Annotated in this window: 25 protein-coding genes; 19 read left to right on the forward strand and 6 right to left on the reverse strand. The window is 56.2% G+C overall.

The features are described from left to right. Positions 1-11 precede the first annotated feature (11 nt). The 3 genes from ACG1VR_RS21180 to ACG1VR_RS21190 all read right to left on the reverse strand — a co-directional run bounded on the left by ACG1VR_RS21180 (position 12) and on the right by ACG1VR_RS21190 (position 4,022). Positions 12-887 (reverse strand): diguanylate cyclase regulator RdcB family protein, encoded by an 876-nt coding sequence (locus ACG1VR_RS21180; protein ID WP_016517503.1) that lies wholly within the window; start codon positions 885-887, stop codon positions 12-14. Continuing rightward, positions 887-3,250: a clamp-binding protein CrfC gene (gene crfC / locus ACG1VR_RS21185; protein ID WP_395489732.1), complete on the reverse strand. Its 2,364-nt coding sequence runs from the start codon at positions 3,248-3,250 to the stop codon at positions 887-889. Before crfC ends, ACG1VR_RS21180 begins: the two co-directional genes overlap by 1 nt. A gap of 103 nt (positions 3,251-3,353) precedes the next feature. Further along, positions 3,354-4,022, reverse strand: a complete 669-nt coding sequence (locus ACG1VR_RS21190; RefSeq protein WP_115586368.1) for a WYL domain-containing protein — start codon at positions 4,020-4,022, stop codon at positions 3,354-3,356. 409 nt (positions 4,023-4,431) lie between these two features. Between ACG1VR_RS21190 and ACG1VR_RS21195 the strand changes: the two genes are divergently transcribed. The 13 genes from ACG1VR_RS21195 (at position 4,432) to phnP (ending at position 13,814) form a co-directional block, all read left to right on the forward strand. Then, the gene (locus ACG1VR_RS21195) at positions 4,432-4,767 is read left to right on the forward strand and encodes a zinc ribbon domain-containing protein YjdM (RefSeq protein ID WP_016517500.1); all 336 of its coding nucleotides are present in this window, start codon (positions 4,432-4,434) and stop codon (positions 4,765-4,767) included. 101 nt (positions 4,768-4,868) lie between these two features. Further along, entirely contained in the window at positions 4,869-5,303 is a 435-nt protein-coding gene (yjdN, locus tag ACG1VR_RS21200; RefSeq protein ID WP_395489733.1) for a VOC family metalloprotein YjdN, read from the forward strand. A gap of 468 nt (positions 5,304-5,771) precedes the next feature. Further along, the gene (gene phnF, locus ACG1VR_RS21205; protein ID WP_016517498.1) at positions 5,772-6,497 is read left to right on the forward strand and encodes a phosphonate metabolism transcriptional regulator PhnF; all 726 of its coding nucleotides are present in this window, start codon (positions 5,772-5,774) and stop codon (positions 6,495-6,497) included. After that, positions 6,498-6,959: a phosphonate C-P lyase system protein PhnG gene (gene phnG / locus ACG1VR_RS21210; RefSeq protein WP_395489734.1), complete on the forward strand. Its 462-nt coding sequence runs from the start codon at positions 6,498-6,500 to the stop codon at positions 6,957-6,959. Next, complete coding sequence (gene phnH / locus ACG1VR_RS21215) at positions 6,956-7,540, forward strand: phosphonate C-P lyase system protein PhnH (RefSeq protein ID WP_016517496.1); 585 nt, start codon at positions 6,956-6,958, stop codon at positions 7,538-7,540. Before phnG ends, phnH begins: the two co-directional genes overlap by 4 nt. Continuing rightward, positions 7,540-8,604 (forward strand): carbon-phosphorus lyase complex subunit PhnI, encoded by a 1,065-nt coding sequence (locus ACG1VR_RS21220; protein WP_395489735.1) that lies wholly within the window; start codon positions 7,540-7,542, stop codon positions 8,602-8,604. Before phnH ends, ACG1VR_RS21220 begins: the two co-directional genes overlap by 1 nt. Further along, positions 8,597-9,442, forward strand: coding sequence for an alpha-D-ribose 1-methylphosphonate 5-phosphate C-P-lyase PhnJ (gene phnJ / locus ACG1VR_RS21225; RefSeq protein ID WP_016517494.1), 846 nt, complete (start codon positions 8,597-8,599; stop codon positions 9,440-9,442). Before ACG1VR_RS21220 ends, phnJ begins: the two co-directional genes overlap by 8 nt. Then, complete coding sequence (phnK, locus tag ACG1VR_RS21230) at positions 9,439-10,197, forward strand: phosphonate C-P lyase system protein PhnK (RefSeq protein ID WP_016517493.1); 759 nt, start codon at positions 9,439-9,441, stop codon at positions 10,195-10,197. Before phnJ ends, phnK begins: the two co-directional genes overlap by 4 nt. A 9-nt stretch (positions 10,198-10,206) precedes the next feature. Then, positions 10,207-10,911, forward strand: a complete 705-nt coding sequence (gene phnL, locus ACG1VR_RS21235; RefSeq protein ID WP_395489736.1) for a phosphonate C-P lyase system protein PhnL — start codon at positions 10,207-10,209, stop codon at positions 10,909-10,911. Beyond that, a complete protein-coding gene (phnM, locus tag ACG1VR_RS21240; protein WP_172568544.1) occupies positions 10,898-12,034 on the forward strand; it encodes an alpha-D-ribose 1-methylphosphonate 5-triphosphate diphosphatase in 1,137 nt (378 codons plus the stop codon). The genes phnL and phnM overlap by 14 nt, the downstream gene beginning before the upstream one ends. Continuing rightward, positions 12,031-12,618, forward strand: coding sequence for a ribose 1,5-bisphosphokinase (phnN, locus tag ACG1VR_RS21245; RefSeq protein ID WP_395491131.1), 588 nt, complete (start codon positions 12,031-12,033; stop codon positions 12,616-12,618). The genes phnM and phnN overlap by 4 nt, the downstream gene beginning before the upstream one ends. Continuing rightward, a complete protein-coding gene (gene phnO, locus ACG1VR_RS21250) occupies positions 12,611-13,078 on the forward strand; it encodes an aminoalkylphosphonate N-acetyltransferase (protein ID WP_395489738.1) in 468 nt (155 codons plus the stop codon). The genes phnN and phnO overlap by 8 nt, the downstream gene beginning before the upstream one ends. After that, the gene (gene phnP / locus ACG1VR_RS21255) at positions 13,056-13,814 is read left to right on the forward strand and encodes a phosphonate metabolism protein PhnP (RefSeq protein WP_395489739.1); all 759 of its coding nucleotides are present in this window, start codon (positions 13,056-13,058) and stop codon (positions 13,812-13,814) included. Before phnO ends, phnP begins: the two co-directional genes overlap by 23 nt. Here phnP and yjdP read toward each other — a convergent pair. Together yjdP and rpiB are read right to left on the reverse strand one after the other, a co-directional pair. Next, positions 13,811-14,134 (reverse strand): DDRRRQL repeat protein YjdP, encoded by a 324-nt coding sequence (gene yjdP, locus ACG1VR_RS21260; RefSeq protein WP_395489740.1) that lies wholly within the window; start codon positions 14,132-14,134, stop codon positions 13,811-13,813. The two genes, phnP and yjdP, sit on opposite strands and share 4 nt — an antisense overlap. 69 nt (positions 14,135-14,203) lie before the next feature. Continuing rightward, complete coding sequence (gene rpiB / locus ACG1VR_RS21265; RefSeq protein WP_016517486.1) at positions 14,204-14,653, reverse strand: bifunctional allose-6-phosphate isomerase/ribose-5-phosphate isomerase RpiB; 450 nt, start codon at positions 14,651-14,653, stop codon at positions 14,204-14,206. A gap of 357 nt (positions 14,654-15,010) precedes the next feature. Between rpiB and alsR the strand changes: the two genes are divergently transcribed. From alsR to alsK, 6 genes are all read left to right on the forward strand, one after another. Continuing rightward, positions 15,011-15,901 carry a D-allose utilization transcriptional regulator AlsR gene (gene alsR / locus ACG1VR_RS21270; RefSeq protein WP_039897815.1) on the forward strand — a complete coding sequence of 297 codons (891 nt, stop codon included), beginning with the start codon at positions 15,011-15,013 and terminating at the stop codon, positions 15,899-15,901. A gap of 57 nt (positions 15,902-15,958) precedes the next feature. After that, positions 15,959-16,894, forward strand: coding sequence for a D-allose transporter substrate-binding protein (gene alsB, locus ACG1VR_RS21275; protein WP_395489741.1), 936 nt, complete (start codon positions 15,959-15,961; stop codon positions 16,892-16,894). Between the two features lie 135 nt (positions 16,895-17,029). Beyond that, positions 17,030-18,562: a D-allose ABC transporter ATP-binding protein AlsA gene (gene alsA / locus ACG1VR_RS21280; RefSeq protein ID WP_395489742.1), complete on the forward strand. Its 1,533-nt coding sequence runs from the start codon at positions 17,030-17,032 to the stop codon at positions 18,560-18,562. Then, entirely contained in the window at positions 18,541-19,521 is a 981-nt protein-coding gene (gene alsC / locus ACG1VR_RS21285; RefSeq protein WP_395489743.1) for a D-allose ABC transporter permease, read from the forward strand. The genes alsA and alsC overlap by 22 nt, the downstream gene beginning before the upstream one ends. 135 nt (positions 19,522-19,656) lie before the next feature. Next, on the forward strand, positions 19,657-20,352 hold the full coding sequence (gene alsE, locus ACG1VR_RS21290; protein WP_039897812.1) for a D-allulose 6-phosphate 3-epimerase: 696 nt from the start codon (positions 19,657-19,659) through the stop codon (positions 20,350-20,352). Continuing rightward, entirely contained in the window at positions 20,336-21,280 is a 945-nt protein-coding gene (gene alsK / locus ACG1VR_RS21295; protein ID WP_395489744.1) for an allose kinase, read from the forward strand. The genes alsE and alsK overlap by 17 nt, the downstream gene beginning before the upstream one ends. Here alsK and ACG1VR_RS21300 read toward each other — a convergent pair. Then, positions 21,213-23,795, reverse strand: a complete 2,583-nt coding sequence (locus tag ACG1VR_RS21300; RefSeq protein ID WP_395489745.1) for an ATP-binding protein — start codon at positions 23,793-23,795, stop codon at positions 21,213-21,215. The genes alsK and ACG1VR_RS21300 overlap by 68 nt on opposite strands. Positions 23,796-23,834: the final 39 nt, after the last annotated feature.

Here is a 23,834-nt window from a genome sequence, read left to right on the forward strand (position 1 = left end):
TGTGAAATGAACTAGCCGAACACTTCGTCGACCAGCGCGCTGGCAAGGCGCATAGCCGAGCAGATTCGCGGCATACCCAGCGCCACGCCCTGCCAGCTTTGCGTGATGGAATAACTCACCGGCTGCCGCTGCGTATCGCACCCATCGCCGAGCCAGATTAGAGCGTCTTTATGCTCCAGCAGGCCCGGTGAAGTGGGGGCTGCCAGCCAGTCATGATAATAATGGCGGGTACGTGCCGAGGCGTTAACATCCTCGGCAAGACGGCCAATCGCCAGGCTGCGCAGGTGCTCAATCAGCTCTTCTTTCTGCGGCAAACTTCCGTGGCTCACGGCATCGCCGAAGGTTCCCCAGCGCAGTTCTTCCAGCGCAACGTAGCAGCGTGCGGCCGGGGAGAACGAGAAATAATGCCCGCTGCGCCAGCGGGTAAATATCTGCTCGCAGTGAACCTTGCCCTGGCGCACCAGATCCGTTTGCCGGAATTCCGCTTCCATTTTGCTTAGCTGCAAAGAAAGCTGCTGGCGTAAAGCCAGCAGTCGCTCACGCGCCGCAGCAGAATGATGGGCCGTGCGGGCAGAAACTGGCTCCAGCTGCCCAATCCTCTCGCTAATTTGGCTGTTGGCGAGATAGCTCTTTGCCCGATCGGCGGTCAATACTCCGAGCCTTGCCAGCGAGGCCTCCAGCTCATCCTGCGGCGGCATGCCCGCCAGCCCGGAGCGCAGGCGCTCGCCGCCCATGAACAGCTCCGTAAGCTGCTGATAAAAATCTTTGCTTTGCTGGCTTTGCCACGGCTGCCGCGCCACATCAATACTCAGTGCAAAATCGACGGCAAATTTTTCGCTAATACATCCGAGGGTTCTTACCGGCCCTTCCATTAATAGACTGCTCATTATTGCTCCGCTGTGAAAAGCGTCTGGATATCGTCCCGCAGCAGGCGGGTATCCTCGTGAATATAGCGAGCCGTTCTGACGCTTTGTTCTAGCTGGCTCTGCAGGGAAATCAGCACCGTATCATTCTGCTGCCTCGCCGCCAGACTTTGCTGCAAATTGCTGCGAATAGCATCCAGTGCCTGGGAAAAGTCGGCAAAAAAGGTCGCCATACCGGCGGTTACGGAAATGTCGATTTGCGCCGTAATCGCCTGGTTAATTTGCGCCAGAATGGTGGAAACGTGAGCGTGAAGCTTCTGCTGAAGCCGGGTCAGATCGATAACATAGCGGCTGTGGGTGGCAGCATAATCTTCCCAGCCCCAGTCCACTCCGTTCAGCCAGCGGGCAAGAACGCCACGCATCCCACTTTGCGGCTGCATTTCCGACATCAGCACTTCCTGATGGTCGATAACATTGCTAAAAGCCTGCCGGGCATCAAAGCTGAGCTGGTTGGCATTAAACGCAGGAAGGCTTATCTGCGCGCGGAATCCAGCCACCGAAAGCCCGTCGCTTACCCGCTGCTCTACAGGCTTCAGGGCTTCCCGCAACGTATGGCACAAGCCCGCCTCCAGGTTGCTGAGCAGGGTGCCAAGTTCCCCGGTTAAGGTCTCCTGAGCGGCCAGCAAAATACTCTCGCTGGAGGCGCGAACTTTATGCAACAGCAGGCGGGCAGAGCTTTCATCCTCGCCCATTAATTTTTCGCTACCCGGCGCAAAATCCGCGTTACGGGTCAGCGCCTGCGGGTAGAGTGGATGCCGCCTTCGCTCCCCGAGCCGCCCGGTCTGGAAGTATTCATCCAGATCGGCATGGATCTGGGTTTCAAAGCGCTGCACGAACGACGCGATGCTGGCGAGCGCCCCGGATACCTGCCCCTGAATCACCAGGCTTACCGACTGCTGCGTGCTTTGCAGCAGCTGCATATCCTCTTCAAGCTGCCGGATGTTCTCATGCAGGCTATCGTTGGTTACCTGTAATCCCTGGCAGCGGAAGTTCAGATAGCTTTCGGCTCCGTCGGCGTAATCAAGCAGTTTGTGGCACGCGGCGCGCAATGTATACAAAGAGGCGTTGGCATGCGCGGCATGCAAAATAGTTTCAATCGGCGACTCAAACATAGAGTCTTCCCACAGCAGATCGGCCGCATGGCGAAGGTGTTCTATATCGGCTAAATCCGCGCTGCGCCAGCGTCGGCCCAGCGCCGCTTCGGCAAAGTCCTGTACCCAGCGCTGCTGCTCCGGGTCCGGCAGGCGGCCATGGGTAGCCAGTTCGTAACGAGCGCGATTGGCAAGATAGCCCCACATACTGGAAACCGGAAATACTCTGTCCGGGTCGATGCTGCCCTTCATCAGCGTCCCGGCAATCATCGCCTTGACCTGAGTTTCATCGTCGCTATTTCTGTCTTTTTGATCGAATTTATTCACCAGAGCGTACAGCGGCACCGACTTGCTGACGCCTAGCACCGCCTGGCGCACCTCTTCATCAGAGATGGACTTCAGCTGGGTGTAATCCATTACCGCCAGTACAGCAGAGGCCTGCGCCAGCTGCTCCCTGAGCATTTTTTGCAGATGCGGCTGCCCGGCTTCGTTTGGCCCCGGCGTGTCCAGCAGGGTCAGCTGCCCGTGGCCATTCTTCAGCCCGGCCAGATGCACAAATTCCACCTCGATAACCGGCACATGCTCAATCGCGGCGTAAGCTTTAAACGGGAACGCAACGTCCAGCACCCGGGAAAGCCGCACCAGATCGTTCAGGCTTTTCAGGCAGTGAAAAATCGGCTGAGCGCCAAGATAGTGGCGTTCAAATCCGGTGCCGTTGGCAATACGGGCGATTAGCGCATCCATATCACGGTCGATTTCCAGCTTGCCCGCCAGCATTTCGCGGTCGGTCGTCAGCAGCTTTTCCTGTAGTTCCGCCATCAGGCTTTCAATCGGCTTAACGTGCGGAAAATGCAGCACCGGTTCGCGCTGGCCCGGCGTATGGCGAATCAGGGTTGGCAGCGCGGTCATCGGCCGATTGCGGTTGGGCAATACCTCGGTACCAACGATGGCATTAATGGTGGTCGACTTCCCTGCCTTCATGGTGCCCACAATAGCCAGCACCATTTCATGCTGGGTTATTTTGCGCCTTTCGTTTTGCAGCATATCTTTCTGTAATTCGATACCGCGTGGGCTAAACTTCAATGGATGTACGCTGGCCACAGGGTTCGCCACAGAGTTGTTTTTTTCATTCTGTAAAGCCAGCGGAGCGACTTTGAGCGCGTTAAGATTTTGCAGCGCTAATTGCAATAGCCGCTCGGCTTCCTGACTCAATTCAAAAACAGTTTGTGTGTGCATAAAAAATGTTTCCTTAACTCAAATTACCCGATTTATCTCTGCCAAACTTTTTTTGTAATCCTGGCAATACCGGTTTTTATAATTACGTGAGGAAAATAATTTATTAATTAACATTACACCATGCCGCGATCCTGGCTTTTAAGTCACTTTGCCAGACCTGCGGAGAAATAATGGTGAGATGCGGTATCCAATACTGCACCAGCGGAAACAATTGCTCGGGCGAAGCAATATGGCTTGCAAGAAGCAACTCTCCGTTATCGAGTTCCCTGATGGTCTTTTGAAACGGTAATAACTTGCGTTGTTTGAAATGTTCGGCTGCCTGAGCCGAAACTTGTAACAATACTTCAGTTTTTACCCTTTCGCCCCCAGGGTCATCCTGGTTATCAATTAATGGATAAAAAATAGCTTTTCGCTGAGGACTATTTTCATATTCATACCCTACAACCAATAAATCTGGAATAGCCCGCAGAGTAATAAAGTGATTATGGCTTTTTATGTCGTACCACGGATAAAACGCAGCAAGCCCTACGCGCTTGGTAATGCGTAACAGGTCGTTTACGTTAAACTGTCCTTTTAAATGCGAAGAGAGACGCTTTTTCCCCTCGCCGACGTCCTCCAGAATAGCACCAAGCCGGTTCAAATCACGATACGCAGTTCGCATATCTACATCAAAACGCTGGCGGATAATATCAGCGGAAAGGGTTTCCCCCTGATAAAGACTTAAGACGATTTCGGCCAGTCGATCTGCAACTTTTACTTTTGCGCCTTTCATTCTCATCGGTTCCTGCCTCTGTATCGGTACATCCATAGGCCCAACCATACCCCTGTCAAGTGACAGGAGGTGTCAGCGCAATACGCTTTTTTTATTTTTTCAAACAGGTATAGCGCAGCAGCCCACGCTGGCATAGCGGCCCGTAGCTGAATGAAACTAAGTTAAATTAGCCTTATTTAACGGCAATTAAAGCCCGAACTTTAAGTTAAATTTGGCGCTTATTTTCTTGAATGACATGATTTTTGCGTATTAACAGCAGGATGGTGGCTCAGCGGGCCTGAAAGGGTCGCAATAATCCCTGCAAATGTAGGGTTTTGATGTATAATCCCGGCACTTTTTCGCGATTCAGTACGCTTTCGTCGTCAAATCGCTATTTATCATTAATTTATCTTACCTTGAGGATCAGATAATGCAGCTCCCTCATTGCCCGAAGTGCAATTCCGAATACACCTATGAAGACAACAGTATGCTTATCTGCCCGGAGTGCGCTCATGAGTGGAACCCGAACGCCGCTGGCGAAGAGAGCGACCAGCTGGTGGTTAAAGATGCCAACGGCAATCTGCTGGCCGATGGCGACAGCGTCACGGTAGTCAAAGATCTGAAGGTCAAAGGCAGCTCTTCGATGTTGAAAATTGGCACCAAAGTGAAGAACATCCGCCTGGTAGAAGGCGATCACAACATTGATTGTAAAATTGACGGTTTTGGCCCGATGAAGCTGAAATCCGAGTTTGTGAAGAAGAATTAATTTCTGCACCGCAGGCAGCGTTTTGCTGCCTGCCCCCGCCTGGCTTACCTTTCCCGCACCACCTACACTTCTTCTGTACTCTCAACGCAGAGGATTTAGCGATGTCTTTAGCACCCTACATCTCATTAGACGGCCGCTGTAACGAGGCTATTGCCTTCTACCAGCAGGCCCTGAACGCCGAATTGACGTTCAAAATCACCTTTGGAGAAATGCCCAAAGAAGCGGGTAACCCGGAAGAGTGCAGCGGCGCGGCCGAGTATTCTGCCGACAGTATCATGCACGCCAATTTACGGATTGCCGGCAACGAATTGATGATGAGCGACGGTAATATGGGCGGCGAAAAGTCCCGCCACAGCGGCTATGCGTTGTGCCTGGCCACGCATGATGTTAATGAAGGAAAGCGCTGGTTCGAGAATCTGGCCGTGGGCGGCAAGGTCACAATGCCGTGGAGCGAAACCTTCTGGGCGAAGGGCTACGGCTCGCTGACGGATAAGTTCGGCATTCCGTGGATGGTCAATGTCGAAAGAGAAAGATAGTTTATTCTGTTATTCATCTCAGGCCCGAAACTCCGGGCCTTTTCTTTCTCTTCAGGATTAAAAAACCAGGCAAATCAACAGCCATTATTTATTCATTTTTTTGATGTTAATTTATTTATTCCTTTCTTGCACATTTATTCCGCAACAATGAAAAGGTGCCAGGATGATTCTCAACCTGCACATTTTTATTAGTGTATTAAGCAGAGGAATTATTATTTAAGTGATAGTGAAATTTATTTAATGAAAGCACTACGATTCGCCAGGATATAGAATATATCATGCAAGAAATGCTCTATTTATTATTCCATCATTCCATTTTTTCCCTCCATTCTCCGGTGATTCAGATAACTGATTGATTACTCAAGCCCGCGGCGGCTGACTTTAACTCTTCATCGGACAGAAACTAATCGTTAACAAAACCGTCACTTTCCCCCTGCACCATAAGGCAACTTTTGAAGGAGGCCCGCGATGCACTTGTCCAGACATCCGACCAGTTACCCAACCCGCTATCAAGAAATTGCCGCCCGGCTCGAGCAAGAGCTGCGTAACAACTACCGCTGCGGAGACTATCTGCCGGCAGAAAGCCAGCTTGCCGCCCACTACGAAGTCAACCGCCACACGCTGCGCCGCGCCATCGATGAGCTGGTGAACAAGGGCTGGGTTCAGCGCCGCCAGGGCGTTGGTGTCCTGGTGCTGATGCGGCCGTTCGACTACCCGCTAAACGCCCAGGCCCGCTTTAGCCAAAACCTGCTTGACCAGGGCAGCCACCCGACCAGCGAACGCCTGCTGGCGGTACTGCGCCCGGCGTCTCAGGACGTAGCCGACGCGCTTGGCCTTGCAGAGGGCAATAACGTTATCCACCTGCGCACCCTGCGCCGGGTCAACGGCATCGCGGTGTGCATCATCGACCACTATTTTTCCGAGCTGAACTGGTGGCCCGCTCTACAAAGCTTCCACAGCGGTTCGCTGCATGACTTTATTCACGACCAGCTGGGCACGCCTTTAACCCGCGCCCAAACCCGCATCAGCGCCCGCCGTTCCCAGGCTAAAGAGAGCCGCCTGCTGGAAATCCCCAACATGGCTCCGCTGCTTTGCGTACGCACCCTAAACCATCGTGAAGGCGAAGCCAGCCCGGCGGAATACTCCGTCAGCCTGACCCGCGCCGACATGATTGAACTCACAATGGAGCACTAGATGGACGCCAGCCATTTCAACACCGAACAGCGCCGCGCGTGGATGGCGGTGTTGTCCCACAGCCAGGCCAGCGAGCTACAGGCGCGCTGGGATAGCCTGAACATTGCCCCGGAGTACACGCTTATTCGCGCCCCGGAAATCGGCCTGGTGCAGGTTCAGGCTCGAATGGGCGGCACCGGCCAGCGCTTCTTTACCGGCGACGCCACGCTGACCCGCACGGTGGTGAAGCTGGCAAGCGGCACCTACGGCTACAGCTACCTGCTGGGCCGCGACAAGAAACACGCCGAATGCTGCGCGGTTATCGACGCCCTGATGCAGGAATCCGCTCACTTTCAGACGTTACAAGAAACCCTCATCGCACCGCTGGCGGCCAATCGTGAACAACGCCTTGCCGTCCGCCGCGCCGAAGTTAACAGCAGCCGCGTGGACTTCTTCACGCTGGTTCGCGGAGATAACGCATGACACTAATGACCGCTTTTACCCTCCCGGTGCAGGATGCCCAGCAGAGTTTTCGTCGCCTGCTAAAAGCGATGAGCGAGCCGGGTGTGATTGTCGCGCTAACCTCGCTACAGCAGGGCTGGCAGCCTCTGAACGTTGCCACCACCAGCGTGCTGTTAACCCTTGCCGACAACGACACGCCGGTGTGGATAGACGACGCGCTGAGCAACGAATCTGCCATCCAGAATATTCGCTTCCATACCAACGCCCCGCTGTGCGAGCAGCCCGAGCAGGCGCAATTTGCCGTGGCGAGCGAGGCCATATCTTCCAGTCAGTTGAACCTGCTGGCTCAGGGTTGTGATATTGCTCCCGACACCAGCGCCACGCTTGTCCTGCAGGTTTCCAGCCTCAGCGGCGGCCGCATGTTGCGCCTGACCGGAGCCGGGATCAACGAAGAGCGGATGATTGCCCCCCAGCTTCCTGAATGCGTGCTGCACGAGCTGACCGAGCGCCCGCACCCGTTCCCGCTGGGCATCGACCTGATTTTAACCTGCGGCGATCGTCTGCTGGCGATCCCACGGACCACCCATGTGGAGGTGTGCTGATGTACGTTGCCGTCAAAGGGGGCGAGAAGGCAATCTCCGCCGCCCATGCCCTGCAGGAGCAGAATCGACGCGGCGATGAAACGCTAAAAGAACTCAGCGTCGCGCAAATTGAGCAGCAGCTTGGCCTGGCCGTTGACCGCGTGATGACCGAAGGCGGTATCGCCGACCGCGAACTGGCGGCGCTGGCTATCAAGCAGGCCAGCGGCGATATGATTGAGGCGATTTTCCTGCTGCGCGCCTACCGCACCACTCTGCCGCGCCTTGCGGTTAGCGAGCCGCTGAATACGGCGGAAATGCGCCTCGAACGCCGTATTTCCGCCGTCTATAAAGATGTTCCGGGCGGCCAGTTACTCGGCCCGACTTACGACTATACCCACCGGCTGCTGGACTTCACGCTGCTGGCGAACGGTGAAGCGCCCGAGCTGGATACCGCAGATGAGCAAAATGCTCCCTCACCGCATGTTTTCAGCATGCTGGCTAAACAGGGGCTGGCGAAAGCCGAAGAAGATAACGGCGCGCAGCCGGACGATATTACCCGTGATCCACCGGTTTACCCCTGCTCGCGCTCTTCACGCCTGCAACAATTGGTGCGCGGCGACGAAGGTTATCTGCTGGCGCTGGCCTACTCGACCCAACGCGGCTATGGCCGTAACCATCCGTTTGCCGCCGAGATACGCAGCGGCTATGTGGATCTCGAAATCGTGCCGGAAGAACTGGGTTTTGCGGTGAACATCGGCGAATTGCTGATGACCGAGTGCGAAATGGTTAACGGCTTTGTCGCGCCGGATGACGAACCGCCGCACTTTACCCGCGGTTACGGTCTGGCGTTCGGCATGAGCGAGCGCAAAACCATGGCGATGGCGCTGGTTGATCGCGCGCTCCAGGCTCCCGACTACGACGAAACCGTCGCAGGCCCGGCGCAGGACGAAGAATTTGTGTTATCCCACGCGGATAACGTCGAAGCGGCAGGCTTTGTTTCCCACCTCAAGCTGCCTCACTACGTGGATTTCCAGGCCGAACTGGAGCTGCTTAACCGCCTGATAAAGGAGCGAGCAAATGGCTAACCTGAGCGGCTATAACTTTGCCTATCTGGACGAGCAAACCAAACGCATGATCCGCCGCGCCATCCTTAAGGCGGTGGCGATCCCGGGTTACCAGGTGCCGTTTGGCGGCCGCGAAATGCCGATGCCTTACGGCTGGGGCACCGGCGGCATCCAGCTGACCGCCAGTCTGATTGGCGAAGCCGATGTGCTGAAGGTCATTGACCAGGGCGCGGACGACACCACCAACGCCGTCTCTATCCGCAATTTCTTCAAGCGCGTAACCGGCGTAAACACCACCGAACGCACGGAAGACGCAACGCTGGTGCAAACCCGCCACCGCATCCCGGAAACGCCGCTGACGGAAGACCAGATCCTGATTTACCAGGTTCCTATCCCCGAACCGCTGCGCTTTATCGAACCGCGTGAGACGGAAACCCGCACCATGCACGCCCTGGAAGAGTACGGCGTGATGCAGGTGAAGCTGTATGAGGATATCGCCCGCTTTGGCCATATCTCCACCACTTACGCCTACCCGGTGAAGGTAAACCATCGCTACGTGATGGATCCGTCGCCAATCCCAAAATTTGATAACCCGAAAATGAATATGTCTCCCGCGCTGCAATTGTTTGGCGCAGGCCGCGAAAAACGTATTTACGCCGTGCCGCCGTTTACCCGCGTAGAAAGCCTCGACTTTGACGATCATCCCTTCCAGGTCCAGGAGTGGGAAGAGCCGTGCGCCATCTGCGGTTCACGCCACAGCTACCTTGATGAAGTGGTGCTCGACGACGCGGGCAACCGCATGTTCGTTTGCTCCGATACCGACTACTGCCGCCAGAACAGTGAGGCCTCTCAGTCATGACCAGCCCGTTACTTTCGGTGAATAACCTGACCCACCTCTATGCGCCCGGCAAAGGCTTTATGGACGTGTCTTTTGACCTGTGGCCCGGCGAGGTGCTGGGTATCGTCGGCGAGTCCGGCTCCGGCAAGACCACGCTGCTAAAAGCCATCTCCGCCCGCCTCGCGCCGCAGGAAGGGGAAGTGATTTACCTCGACCGCTCGCTGTATGAGATGTCTGAAGGCGACCGCCGCCGCCTGCTGCGCACCGAATGGGGCGTGGTACACCAGCACCCAATGGACGGCCTGCGTCGTCACGTTTCTGCCGGCGGCAATATCGGTGAACGCTTAATGGCAACCGGCGCGCGCCACTACGGCGATATTCGTGCAACCGCCCAGCGCTGGCTTGAAGAGGTAGAAATCCCGGCCTCACGCATCGACGATCTGCCAACTACCTTCTCCGGCGGCATGCAGCAGCGCCTGCAAATCGCCCGCAACCTGGTCACCCATCCGAAGCTGGTGTTTATGGATGAGCCAACCGGCGGGCTGGATGTGTCGGTGCAGGCTCGCCTGCTCGATTTACTGCGTGGCCTGGTGATGGAGCTGAACCTGGCCGTGGTGATTGTCACCCATGACCTGGGCGTTGCCCGCCTGCTGGCCGACCGCCTGCTGGTCATGAAACAGGGCAAAGTGGTGGAAAGTGGGCTGACCGACCGCGTGCTGGACGATCCGCATCACCCGTATACCCAGCTTTTGGTGTCTTCCGTCCTTCAGAATTAGGTACTCGCTATGACCAGAATACGGGTTGAAAACCTGAGCAAAACATTTGTCCTGCACCATCAGCACGGCATTCGCCTGCCGGTGCTGGCAAACGCCTCGCTGGAAGTTGAAGGCGGAGAATGCGTGGTGCTGCACGGCCACTCCGGCAGCGGCAAGTCCACTCTGCTGCGCTCGCTGTACGCCAACTATCTGCCGGATGAAGGACATATCTGGGTGAAGCACGACGGCGAATGGCTGGATATCGTGCAGGCTCCGGCGCGGGAAGTGCTGGCGGTACGCCGCCAGACCATCGGCTGGGTAAGCCAGTTTCTGCGAGTTATCCCACGTATTTCGGCGCTCGAAGTGGTGATGCAGCCGCTGCTGGACCTGGGCGTACCGCGTGAAGAATGCGAGGCAAAAGCCGCCGAACTGCTGACCAGGCTGAACGTGCCTGAGCGCCTGTGGCACCTTGCACCGTCCACCTTTTCCGGCGGCGAGCAGCAGCGCGTCAACATCGCTCGCGGCTTTATCGTCGATTACCCCATTTTATTGCTGGATGAGCCAACCGCCTCGCTGGACGCCAAAAACAGCGCCGCCGTGGTGGCTTTAATTCAGCAGGCAAAAGCGCGTGGAGCGGCCATCGTCGGCATCTTCCACGACGAAGCAGTGCGTGAACAGGTGGCCGACCGCCTGCATGAGATGACAGCGATGGAGCCTCAACATGATAGTCAATAATGTTCGCCTGGTACTGGAAGATGAAGTGGTCAGTGGCTCGCTGGAAGTGGCCGACGGTGTGATTCGCAACTTTGCCGAAACCCAGAGCCAACTGCCGGGCGCACACGACGGCGGCGGCGGCTGGCTGCTGCCGGGGCTGATTGAGCTGCACACAGATAATCTGGATAAATTCTTTACCCCGCGCCCAAAAGTTGACTGGCCGGCACACTCGGCAATGAGCAGTCATGACGCATTGATGGTCGCCAGCGGCATCACCACCGTGCTGGACGCGGTAGCCATTGGCGACGTGCGCGACGGCGGAGACAGGCTGGAAAACCTGGAAAAAATGATCAACGCCGTGGAGGATACGCAAAAACGCGGCCTCAACCGCGCCGAGCATCGCCTGCACCTGCGCTGCGAGCTGCCGCACCACACCACGCTGCCGCTGTTCGACAAGCTGGTCGACCGCGAACTGGTTTCCCTGGTGTCGCTGATGGACCACTCGCCGGGCCAGCGCCAGTACGCCGAACTGTCGAAATACCGCGATTACTACCAGGGCAAATATCACCTGACGAACGAGCAGATGGACCGCTTCGAGGAAGAGCAACTGACGCTGGCGGCACGCTGGTCGCAGCCAAACCGTCAGGCCATTGCCGCCCGCTGCCGCGACCGCAATATCGCGCTTGCCAGCCACGACGACGCCACCTCGGCACACGTTGTTGAGTCGCATGAAATTGGCAGCGTCATTGCTGAATTCCCGACCACGCTGGAAGCAGCCGAAGCCTCACGCCGCCACGGCATGAGCGTATTAATGGGCGCACCCAACATCGTGCGCGGCGGTTCCCACTCCGGCAACGTGGCGGCCAGCCATCTGGCGCAGGCCGGGCTGCTGGACATCCTCTCCTCAGATTACTATCCGGCAAGCCTGCTGGATGCGGCATTCCGCGTGGCGCACGACGACGGCAATAGCTTCACGTTAGCTCAGGCGGTGAACCTGGTGACGCGCAACCCGGCACGGGCGCTGAATCTGAACGACCGCGGCACGCTGGCGGAAGGGAAGCGGGCGGATTTGGTGCTGGCGCATATGCACGGCGACCACATCCACGTCGATCACGTCTGGCGCCAGGGAATTCGGGTGTTCTGATGAGTAAACTAATCTGGCTGATGGGCCCGTCCGGCTCCGGCAAAGACAGCCTGCTGAGCGCTCTGCGCCAGCAGGAGCACGAAAGACTGTTGGTGGCGCATCGCTACATCACGCGCGCCGCCGACGCAGGTTGCGAAAACCACGTCGCGCTAAGCGCGAAAGAGTTTGACCAGCGCCAGCAGCAGGGTCTGTTTGCCCTGAGCTGGCAGGCGCATCACCAGTCATACGGCGTCGGCGTGGAGATGGATATATGGCTCGAAGCCGGATTTGATGTGGTGGTTAACGGCTCCCGGCAGCATTTACAACAGGCTCGGGAGCGCTATGCGGAAGCGCTGGTGCCGATTTGCCTGCAAGTTTCTACCGACGTTCTGCGCTATCGCCTGGAACAGCGTGGGCGGGAGAATACGGAGCAAATCGAGCAGCGGCTGCAACGGGCGGCGCTTTACGCGCCGGAGGGGGATGATTGTCTGGTACTCAACAACGACGGGAGTCTGCTACAGTCAGCCGAATTATTTATGCGGCTGCTGGCCCGGCACCGCTCGAACGTCATCCCTCTTCACCGCAAGGAGCCTCGCCATGTCTGATGTTGTTAAGTTAAAAGCCGCCGCTATCGAAGACAGTGATACCGTTTACCGCATGATCTGCGAGTTAAAGCAGGCCAAAGCAGACCGCTCTGGCTTTAACGCCTGCTTCGCCGAGAACCTGCGCGACCCAAACATTTATTATCAGCTGGCATGGCTGGGCGATAAAGCGCTGGGCATGATTAGCCTGCATCTGCAATATCATCTGCATCATGGTCGCCGCATAGGCGAGATTCAGGAACTGGTTGTCATGGAGGAGGCTCGCGGGCACGGCGTGGGCAAACAGCTGCTAGCCTGGGCCGAAGCGCAGGCTCGAAAAGCCGATGCGGAGCTGACCGAGCTTTCTACCAGCACCGGTCGTAAAGACGCGCACCGCTTCTACGAACGGGAAGGCTACCGCGCAACTCATCTGCGGTTTACCAAACCGGTGGAGACCCCCAATGACGCTGAAGTTAACGCTTAGCGGCACCGGCGGAGCGCAGCTCGTCCCCGCCTGGGGCTGCGGCTGCGCGGCCTGTTCACGCGCGCGCCACAATCCCGCTCACCGCCGCCGCCCGTGCAGCGCGGTGGTGAAATATAACGAAGCCGTCACGCTGCTGGACGCGGGGCTGCCCGGCCTGATGGATAGCTGGCAGCCGGGTGAATTTCAGCAGTTTTTACTCACCCACTACCATATGGACCATGTGCAGGGGCTATTTCCGCTGCGCTGGGGCGTGGGCGATAAAATCCCCGTCTATGGCCCACCCGACGAGCAGGGCTGCGACGATCTGTTTAAGCACCCCGGTATGCTGGACTTCAGCCACACCGTCGAGCCGTTTGTCGCCTTTACTCTCCAGGCTTTGCGCGTAACGCCGCTGCCGCTTATCCACTCTAAGCTGACCTTCGGCTACCTCTTTGAAACGGCCTACAGCGGGCTGGTGTGGCTCAGCGATACCGCCGGGCTGCCGGAGAAAACGCTCAAGTTTCTTGCCGCCAACCGCCCGGAAGTCGTGGTGATCGATTGCAGCCGTGAACCGAGGCCGGAAACGCCAAAAAATCACTGCGATTTATCGACGGTGATAGCGCTGAATGAGCAAATAGGCAGCCCGAGGGTGGTGTTGACACACATCAGCCACCAGTTCGACGAATGGCTGATGCGCAATAACCTGCCTGCGGGCTTTGAGGCGGGGTTTGACGGCCTGGAGATAGTGCTGGATTAGCGGTCTTCGTCATCCTGAAGCCGGCGCTCTTCATCGTCCAACTGCTGGCGTTCACGATCGAGCTGGTTCTGACGGTCGTCAAGCTGACGGCGGCGGGATTCCAGCTGCCGATAACGTTCTTCGTTCTGACGGCTGAGCGCACGATCCTGCCGATCGTCGTCATCGCGATCGTCGTGGTAAACGCGGTCGTCGCCTGGTTTGTACGCGTCGCTAAACGCCTGCTGAATATTGCCGATAGCATCATCGATAACATCCGCCTGAGCGAAAGGCGCCGCCAGATAAAGCACGCCGAACAGCAGCGCCGTTGTATATTTTTTCATGAGGTCAGTCTCTGAGTTGGACTGGCCTCAGGTTAGACAGCGGCCGCAGGGTGAAGTAGCGGAGGAATCTCAAATTCGCGGCTGCTCAAGGGCGCTAATCGCCTCCACCCTGGCCTGATGACGACCGCCCTCGAACTGCCCGGCAAGCCAGCTATCCACAATCATTTTTGCCAGCTCCAGGCCCACCACTCTTGAGCCAAAGGCCAGAATATTCGTGTTATTGTGCTGGCGAGAGAGCTGCGCCGAGTAAGGCTCGCTGCATACCACCGCGCGAATGCCGGGGAATTTGTTAGCGGTAATGGAAATACCCACGCCGGTACCACAAATCAAAATTCCGCCTTCCACCTCACCGCTCACAACGGCCCCGGCCACCGCGCTGGCGTACTGCGGATAGTCGGTGCGCTCCCCGGACCAGGTTCCTTTGTCCACCACTTCAATCCCCTTCTCCAGCAGGTGCGCGACTATCTCCTCTTTCAGCAGGAAGCCTACGTGGTCGCACCCAAACGCAATTTTTTTCATCGTCAGCCTCACAGTTAGGGTAACTTTACGAACCCGGCAACTTTTGTGATTTAAGACCGGTTCACTGCCCAATTTATCGGCAAAATCGCCGGGTTCGTGGACATTTTTACACCGATGAGCTTTACAGCGCAATGGCATTTTTGGTATTACACGTGATTCACGTAGAGTTACAATTACCGCAAAAATCAAATAAAATTATTTATTTTCATATAGTTATTTAAATTTAATTGATTGGTAAAACTTCACAACAACTTAAACTTTATGAATTAATTGTTTTTGTGAAGTTGATAGCATATTTTCTGTCCACGCTGTGATGTTATAGTTGTGCCTTCACTTTAAGGACATCAAGAGAACATGATGAGTCAGTCTGAAATTGATTCACAGTTGCCGAACGGCATCGGCCTCGCTCCCTGGCTGCGCATGAAGCAGGAAGGGATGACGGACAACGAAAGCCGCATCGTCGACTGGCTGCTTAAGCCCGGCAACCTGAGTGATGCCCCGGCAATAAAAGACGTTGCCGAAGCGCTTTCCGTGTCGGAAGCAATGATCGTTAAGGTTTCAAAACTGCTGGGGTTCAGCGGGTTTCGTAATCTTCGCAGCGCGCTGGTGGCCTATTTTTCCGAGTCGGAGCAGGTACTGCCAACCGAACTGGCATTTGATGAAGCGCCGCAGGATGTGGTCAACAAAGTGTTTAACATCACGCTGCGTACCATTATGGAAGGGCAGTCGATCGTTAACGTGGACGAGATCCACCGCGCGGCTCGCTACTTCGCGAAGGCAAAACAGCGTGATTTGTACGGCGTCGGTGGTTCAAACGCCATCTGCGACGATATTCAGCACAAATTTCTGCGCATCGGCGTACGCTGCCAGGCCTACCAGGACGCGCACATCATGATGATGTCGGCGTCGTTGCTAAAAGAAGGTGATGTAGTGCTGGTGGTTTCCCATTCCGGGCGCACCAGCGATTTAAAAGCGGCGGTGGAACTGGCGAAAAAGAATGGGGCCAAAATTATTTGTATTACCCACAGCTACCATTCGCCGATTGCACGCCTGGCTGATTTTATTATTTGTTCGCCAGCACCAGAGACGCCTTTACTGGGCAGAAACGCTTCCGCACGTATATTACAACTAACATTATTAGATGCACTTTTTGTTTCTGTAGCCCAGCAAAATATTGAGCAGGCAACTTTAAATATGCAAAAGACCGGCGCTATTGTGGATTTCTTTTCACCCGGCGCACTGAAGTAAAAATAACAGATCCCGTTATCACGGGATCTGACTGTACCCTACACTGAGAATATTATTATGAATAAATATCTGAAAATATTCAGCGGCGCTGCTATGGGCCTGATGTTATCCACCAGCGCTTTTGCAGCGGCCGATTATGCGGTGATATTAAAAACATTATCCAACCCTTACTGGGTAGATATGAAAAAAGGGATAGAAGATGAAGCAAAAACGCTGGGCGTCAGCGTCGATATTTTTGCTTCGCCTTCGGAAGGTGATTTTCAGTCCCAGCTACAGCTTTTCGAAGATCTCAGTAATAAAAAATATAAAGGCATCGCCTTTGCACCGCTCTCTTCCGTTAACCTGGTAGTGCCGGTTGCCAACGCCTGGAAAAAAGGGATTTATCTGGTCAACCTCGATGAAAAGATCGATATGGATAACCTGAAAAAAGCCGGCGGCAATGTGGAAGCATTTGTTACCACCGATAACGTCGCGGTCGGGGCAAAAGGTGCAGGCTTTATCATCGACAAGCTCGGCGCCCAGGGCGGCGAAGTGGCGATTATCGAAGGTAAAGCGGGCAACGCGTCCGGTGAAGCGCGCCGCACAGGTGCCAGCGACGCCTTCAAAAAAGCGGGTCAGATAAAGCTGGTCGCCAGCCAGCCTGCCGACTGGGACCGTATCAAAGCGCTCGACGTTGCCACTAACGTTTTGCAACGCAACCCAAACCTGAAAGCCTTCTACTGCGCGAATGACACCATGGCAATGGGCGTTGCCCAGGCGGTTGCCAATGCCGGAAAAGCCGGGAAAGTGCTGGTAGTCGGCACCGACGGCATCCCGGAAGCACGCAAAATGATTGATGCCGGGCAGATGACCGCCACCGTCGCCCAGAACCCGGCGGATATTGGCGCCACGGGCCTGAAGCTGCTGGTGGATGCGGCGAAGACCGGGAAGGTTATAGCCGAGGATAAAGCGCCTCAGTTTAGCCTCGTGGACTCGGTTCTGGTGACGAAATAGTTTTAAACCCGAGTCGTCTGGTGCCCTCACCCCGGCCCTCTCCCACAGGGAGAGGGGGAAAAAAGGTAGCCCTCTTCTTATGGGGAGAGGGTTAGGGTGAGGGGAAACCTTCACTAAAAATGATTGAGGCTCGTCATGGTCACGCCATATATTTCAATGGCGGGGATCGGCAAATCCTTTGGTCCGGTTCACGCATTAAAATCGGTTGATTTAACAATATTCCCCGGCGAGATCCATGCTTTACTCGGGGAAAATGGTGCAGGTAAATCAACCTTAATGAAAGTCCTGTCGGGTATTCATGAGCCGAGCAAAGGCACTATTGTTATTAATGAAGTTAATTACGATAAACTCGATCATAAGCTGGCAGCAAAACTCGGCATTGGCATTATTTATCAGGAACTCAGCGTCATTGATGAATTAACCGTGCTGGAGAATCTTTATATTGGCCGCCACGCGACTAAAAAAGTTTTTGGCATCAATGTTGTTGACTGGAATGAAATGCGTATTCGCGCCGCAATGATGTTATTGCGCGTGGGGTTAAAAGTCAGTCTTGATGAAAAGGTAGTAAATTTATCCATTAGCCATAAGCAGATGCTGGAAATAGCCAAAACCTTAATGCTTGATGCCAAAGTCATTATTATGGATGAGCCAACTTCTTCTTTAACCAATAAAGAGGTGGATTATCTCTTCCTGATAATGAATCAGCTGCGCAAAGAGGGAACGGCGATTGTTTATATCTCCCACAAGCTGGGAGAGATCCGCCGCATCTGCGACCGCTACACGGTAATGAAAGACGGCAGCAGCGTGTGCAGCGGCCTGGTCAGCGACGTCTCTAACGACGATATTGTGCGCCTGATGGTTGGTCGCGAGCTGCAAAACCGCTTCAACGCCATGAAAGAAAGCGCCGGAAACGTTGAGCGCGACACGGTGTTTGAGGTGAAAAACGTCACCAGCCGCGACCGTAAAAAGGTGAAAGACATTTCTTTCAGCGTGAATCGCGGCGAGATCCTCGGTTTTTCCGGGCTGGTAGGTTCCGGGCGTACCGAGCTGATGGACTGCCTGTTTGGCGTGGATAAACGCGCCAGCGGTGAAATTCTGCTTAACGGCAAAAACATTTCTCCGCGTTCACCAATGGACGCCCTGAAAAAAGGTATGGGCTACATCACCGAAAGCCGCCGCGACAACGGTTTCTTCGCCAACTTTTCGATAGCCCAAAATATGGCGATCAGCCGCAGCCTCAAGCACGGCGGCTACAAAGGCGCGATGGGGCTATTCAGCGAAGCCGAGGAGCGTAAAACCGCCGAAGCACAGCGGCAGCTGCTGGCGCTGAAGTGCCACAGCGTAGAGCAAAATATCACCGAACTTTCCGGCGGTAACCAGCAGAAGGTGCTGATTTCCAAATGGTTGTGCTGCAACCCGGAGGTTCTCATTTTCGATGAGCCAACGCGCGGCATCGACGTGGGCGCCAAGGCTGAAATTTACAAAGTGATGCGCCAGCTGGCCGATGACGGAAAAGTCATCCTGATGGTGTCATCCGAACTTCCCGAAATTATCGCCGTCTGCGACCGCATTGCCGTGTTCTGCGAAGGGCGACTGACGCAAATCCTGAGCAATCGCGACGATATCAGCGAAGAGGAGATTATGGCATGGGCATTACCACAAGAATGAAGCGCGACGAAAGCGATAAAAAGCCGTTTAATTTCGCGCAGTTCTGGGACAAGTACGGCACCTTTTTCATCCTCGCGATTATCGTCGCCATCTTCGGCACGCTCTCCGCCGAGTATTTCCTGACGGCCAGCAATATCAGCGCCATCTTCGTGCAAAGCTCGGTCACGGTACTGATTGGTATGGGCGAGTTTTTTGCAATTTTAGTGGCGGGTATCGACCTGTCGGTGGGCGCGATTCTGGCGCTGTCCGGCATGGTGACGGCCAAACTGATGCTGGCCGGCGTTGACCCGTTCCTCGCGGCGCTGATCGGCGGCGTGCTGGTTGGCGGGCTGCTGGGGGCGATTAACGGCTGCCTGGTAAACTGGACGGGGCTGCATCCGTTCATCATCACACTCGGCACCAACGCCATCTTCCGCGGTATTACGCTGGTAATCTCAGATGCCAACTCGGTTTACGGCTTCTCGTTCGACTTCGTGAACTTCTTCGCCGCCACGCCGTTAGGCATTCCGGTGCCGGTGATATTCTCGCTGATTGTCGCCGGAATACTGTGGTTCCTGACCACCCGCACGCGCCTGGGCCGCAATATTTACGCCCTCGGCGGCAATAAAAACTCGGCCTTCTACTCCGGCATCGACGTGAAATTCCACATGCTGGTGGTGTTTATCATCTCCGGCATCTGCGCCGGGCTGGCTGGCGTGGTGTCAACGGCACGCCTGGGTGCGGCTGAGCCGCTGGCGGGGATGGGCTTTGAAACCTACGCCATCGCCAGCGCGATAATCGGCGGCACCAGTTTCTTCGGCGGCAAAGGGCGCATCTTCTCGGTGGTGATAGGCGGCCTGATCATCGGCACCATCAACAACGGCCTCAATATTCTCCAGGTACAAACCTATTACCAGCTGGTGGTGATGGGGGGGCTGATCATCGCCGCGGTGGCCCTGGATCGGTTAATCAGCAAGTAAATTCGTCGTCTTTCGAACGGCAGATGCGTTGGCTGCATCAGCTCACCCCAGTCACATAGTTAGCTATGCTCCTGGGGACTCGCAGCCAGGCCGCCTTTCTGTCGTCCGAAATCCATAGAATTACAGGAGCTTATAGTGAAAATTTCCCCCTCTTTGATGTGCATGGATCTGGCGAAATTCCAGGAACAGATCGCTTTTATCGACCAGCACGCGGACTACTTTCATATCGACATTATGGACGGCCACTTTGTGCCTAACCTGACGCTGTCCCCATTCTTCGTCGGTCAGGTTAAGAAACTTGCCAGCAAGCCGCTGGACTGCCATTTAATGGTGACCCGCCCGCAGGATTACATCAGCCAGCTGGCGCAGGCCGGGGCGGACATTATTACCCTGCACCCGGAAACCATTAACGGCCAGGCCTTCCGCCTGATCGAAGAGATCCGCCGTCACGGCATGAAAGTCGGCCTTATTTTGAACCCGGAAACCCCGGTCGAGGCGATGAAATACTATATTCATAAGGCAGACAAGGTGACGGTGATGACCGTTGATCCGGGATTTGCAGGCCAGCCGTTTATTCCTGAAATGCTGGAAAAGGTGGCCGAGCTAAAGGCCTGGCGCGAGCGCGAAGGGCTGAGCTACGAGATTGAGATTGACGGTTCCTGCAACGCGGCAACCTATGAACGACTCATGGCCGCCGGCGCAGATGTGTTTATCGTTGGCACCTCCGGATTGTTTAATCACGCCCGGGATATCGATGAGGCCTGGCAGGTGATGAGCGAGCAAATCCTGACGGCCAAAAACGAGGTCATGCCCCATGCCAAAACCGCTTAATGTGGTGGCCGGAGTGGATATGGGCGCCACCCATATCCGGCTCTGCCTGCAAGATGAAGCCGGAGAGGTGCTGCACTGCGAAAAGCTGCGTACCGCAGAAGTGATCGCGGGCGGCGTGGTGTGCGGAATAGCTAAACTGTTGGTGGCTCAGCTCGACAGGCTGAACGCCCGCTGCCGGGGAATGGTGATGGGGTTTCCGGCGCTGGTTGGCAAAGACAGGCGCACGATTATTTCCACGCCCAACCTGCCGCTTAGCCCCGCAGAACTTGGCGAGCTGGCCGGTAAGCTTGAGGATGCCCTCGGCTGTCCGGTTGAATTTTCACGTGATGTGAACCTGCAGCTCTCGTTTGACGTCGCGCAGAATGGCCTTCAGCACCAGCAGGTACTTGGCGCTTATCTCGGCACCGGCATGGGTTTTGCTATCTGGCTTAACGGCGCGCCCTGGACCGGAGCGCACGGCGTGGCCGGGGAGCTGGGACATATTCCGCAGGGCGATATGCAGTTAACCTGCGGCTGCGGTAATGCAGGCTGCCTGGAGACGGTTTGCTCCGGGATTGCGCTTAAGCGCTGGTACGATGCCAGCCCGCGCAGCTATGAAATTGGCGAGCTGTTTAACCACGCGCAGCAGGAGCCTTTTGTCATTGCCCTGCTGGCTCACGCCGCACGCGCTATCGCCACCAGCGTCAACTTGTTTGACCCGGACGCGGTTATCCTCGGCGGCGGCGTAATGGATATGCCCGCTTTCCCTCGCGAAGCGCTGGTCGCGCAAATCAAACAACATCTGCGCCGCCCGCTGCCTCACGACTCCGTGTGTTTTATTGATGCTTCATCGTCGTCGTTTAACGGCGCTCAGGGCGCGGCTACGCTTGCCCGCTCCTGCTTCCTGCCCGCGCTTTATGTAGCGCCTCAGCAAGCTGCGCTCGGGTAAAGGGCTTACGCAAGAGTTCCACGTCGGGCAGCCGCTTCTCGCTGCGCCGTAGATCCTGGCCGCTTATTAACAGCAGGCTCAGGTGGGGATGAGCGACGCGAGCTGAGTGGAGCACATCGGCCCCGCTCAGCTCGCCGGGCAACATTAAATCGCTGATAACAATGCTGATGTCCGGCACTTCGGCCATCAGCCGCAGCGCCTGCTGGCTGTCGCCCGCTTCCAGCGTCAGGTAACCGAGTTGGTGCAACTGCTCGCAAAGGGTCTGACGCACGTCGGGCTCGTCTTCCAGCACCATCACAAGTTGGTCAGAAATATCGTCCAGCCTGCCCGCCGCGGGCAACGCTTCCGCCAGATCCAGAGAAGGCGCACGCGGCAATTGCAGCCGTACCTGCGTGCCTTTTCCCGGTTCGCTATCTATTTGTACCCGCCCGCCGGACTGACGCACGAAGCCATAAACCATCGACAGCCCCAGCCCGCTTCCGCTCCCGGTTTGCTTGGTGGTAAAGAACGGTTCAAATACCTGAGCCTTTACCTCCGCGGTCATACCGTGGCCGCTGTCTGCGACCTCCAGCACAACCATGTCCTGCTTGCGCCCTTCCCCGCGCACCACTCGCTGGTTCCAGGTTCGAATTTTAATTTCGCCGCTGCGCCCTTCCATCGCATCTCGGGCGTTCATCACCAGATTAATAATCGCGTTTTCCAGCTGGTTAACGTCTATCCATGCGGGCCAGGCAGGCTGCTGGGCTTCAATCGTTAGCGTTAACTGGGAGGGCAACGAGTGACGCATCAACGGGTCAAGATTATCGAGCAGGCTTTTCATCGCCACTGCTCGCGGGTGAAGCGACTGTTTGCGGGAGAAGGCCAGCAACCTTTGGGTGAGCTGCGCGCCACGCTCTGCGGCTTTAAGCGCCCGTGAAATGCGCACCGCATCAGGTGAATCGGTAGCGGTCAGCTCCAGGCTGCCGATAATGACCGCCAGCAGGTTATTAAAATCGTGCGCCAGCCCGCCGGTAAGCTGCCCCACGGCCTTCATTTTTTGGCTATGAACCAGCGCCTCTTCCAGCGCTTTGCGTTCGCTGCGCTCAAGCACCACATTGACCATACCCCGCCCTGGAACCGGGCTGAAGCGTAGCTCAATGGTACGACCATCCTCCAGCCTTAACTCCTGCGGTTTTGGCAGCGGCCGCGAGAGATTCCCCAGAATATGCTCCTGAAGCGGCCTCACCTGTTTGAGCAAGCCAAGATAGTGCTGCCCACGCTGTAGCCGGTGGGGTTCAAGCCCCAGCAGCAGCGGATATTGCTGATTCCAGACCACCAAAAAACCCTCGCTGTCGAACAAGGCAAAACCGTCACGCATGGCATGGAACGTGGTTTCCAGCAGGGTGCTTTTCTCTTTTAGCAGCCGGGATGTGTGCTCCAGCGAAGCCGTGTTGCGGGCAAAAACGTTAAACGCTCTGGCCAACTCGCCAAGCTCGTCGCGGCGCTGCTGGGCGGGCACGCTCACCTCTTTCTCGCCCTTTGCCAGGCGCGTCATGGCCTGGGAAATCGCCGTTAAGTTAGAACCAAGGTTGCGGTAGATATACCAGCCTGCAAACCCGGTTATCACCAGCGCCAGCAGGGCAAACAGGCCGATAAAGGCGATAATAGACTGCAAATCTTTATGGCTCTGCTGGCTGCGCTGCTGCGACTCCTCCCCGACTTTTTGCACGTACAGGTTGATGTCCTGATTGAGAAATGCCACCAGCGCCTTGATGTGGTACATATGCCAGGCGATGCCTAAGTCGCTCTCCTCAAGCTGGGCCGAAAGCGGCGGCAGCTCGCGCAGACCGGCGCTGAACTGCTGAAGAATTTTTTCCGCCAGCGGGTACGACGCCTGCTCGGGCAGTTGTCGCATGACCTCGCTGAGCTGCCGCACGGCGGGCCTCGGGGATGAAGATTGAATCGCTACCACCAGCAGGCGATCCATCTGTTTCAGCAGGTCGGCATCGGGCACGTTCAGCCCCTCACGTTCGTTAACTTCCTGAAGATGCTCAAGGTAGCTCTGGTTTTGGTACAGCGCACTCAGCAGCAGGTTGCGCTGCAAATGGCGGCGATGGCCCATCACCAACATATTGGTGACGCTGCTTTCCAGCTCGTTGCTGCGTTCGATAATGCGGCTAACCAGCAGCGGCTCACGGGCGGCAAGCGGTGCGTTTGCTAACTGAGAAAGCGAGTTTTGCAGCGCCAGCTGGGTTTGCTTCAGGCTTGCGGCCTCGCTTTGGTATTCCAGCGCACCCACAACCTGAGACAGCCGTACCGCCGCCGTCGCCACGTTTGCCGTATCACGCGCCAGCTCCATGCTGCCCGACATATCGCTCAGCGTTTGCCCCTGCACCTGCTCCTGAATACGGCTGGCGTGCTCAAAGCCGAGAACCGCCATCGCACATACCATTAGCGTCACCGCCACCACCAGCAAATTGAAAAACAGCAGGCGGCCACGGGCGCTGGCGAAAAAGGCGGTGCGGGCTTGGGTCATAGAGGCTCCGTGGTTGTTTATGCCCCCTCACCCTAACCC

It is taken from the genome of Cedecea davisae (genome assembly GCF_044095835.1).
Taxonomy (GTDB): Bacteria; Pseudomonadota; Gammaproteobacteria; order Enterobacterales; family Enterobacteriaceae; genus Cedecea; species Cedecea davisae.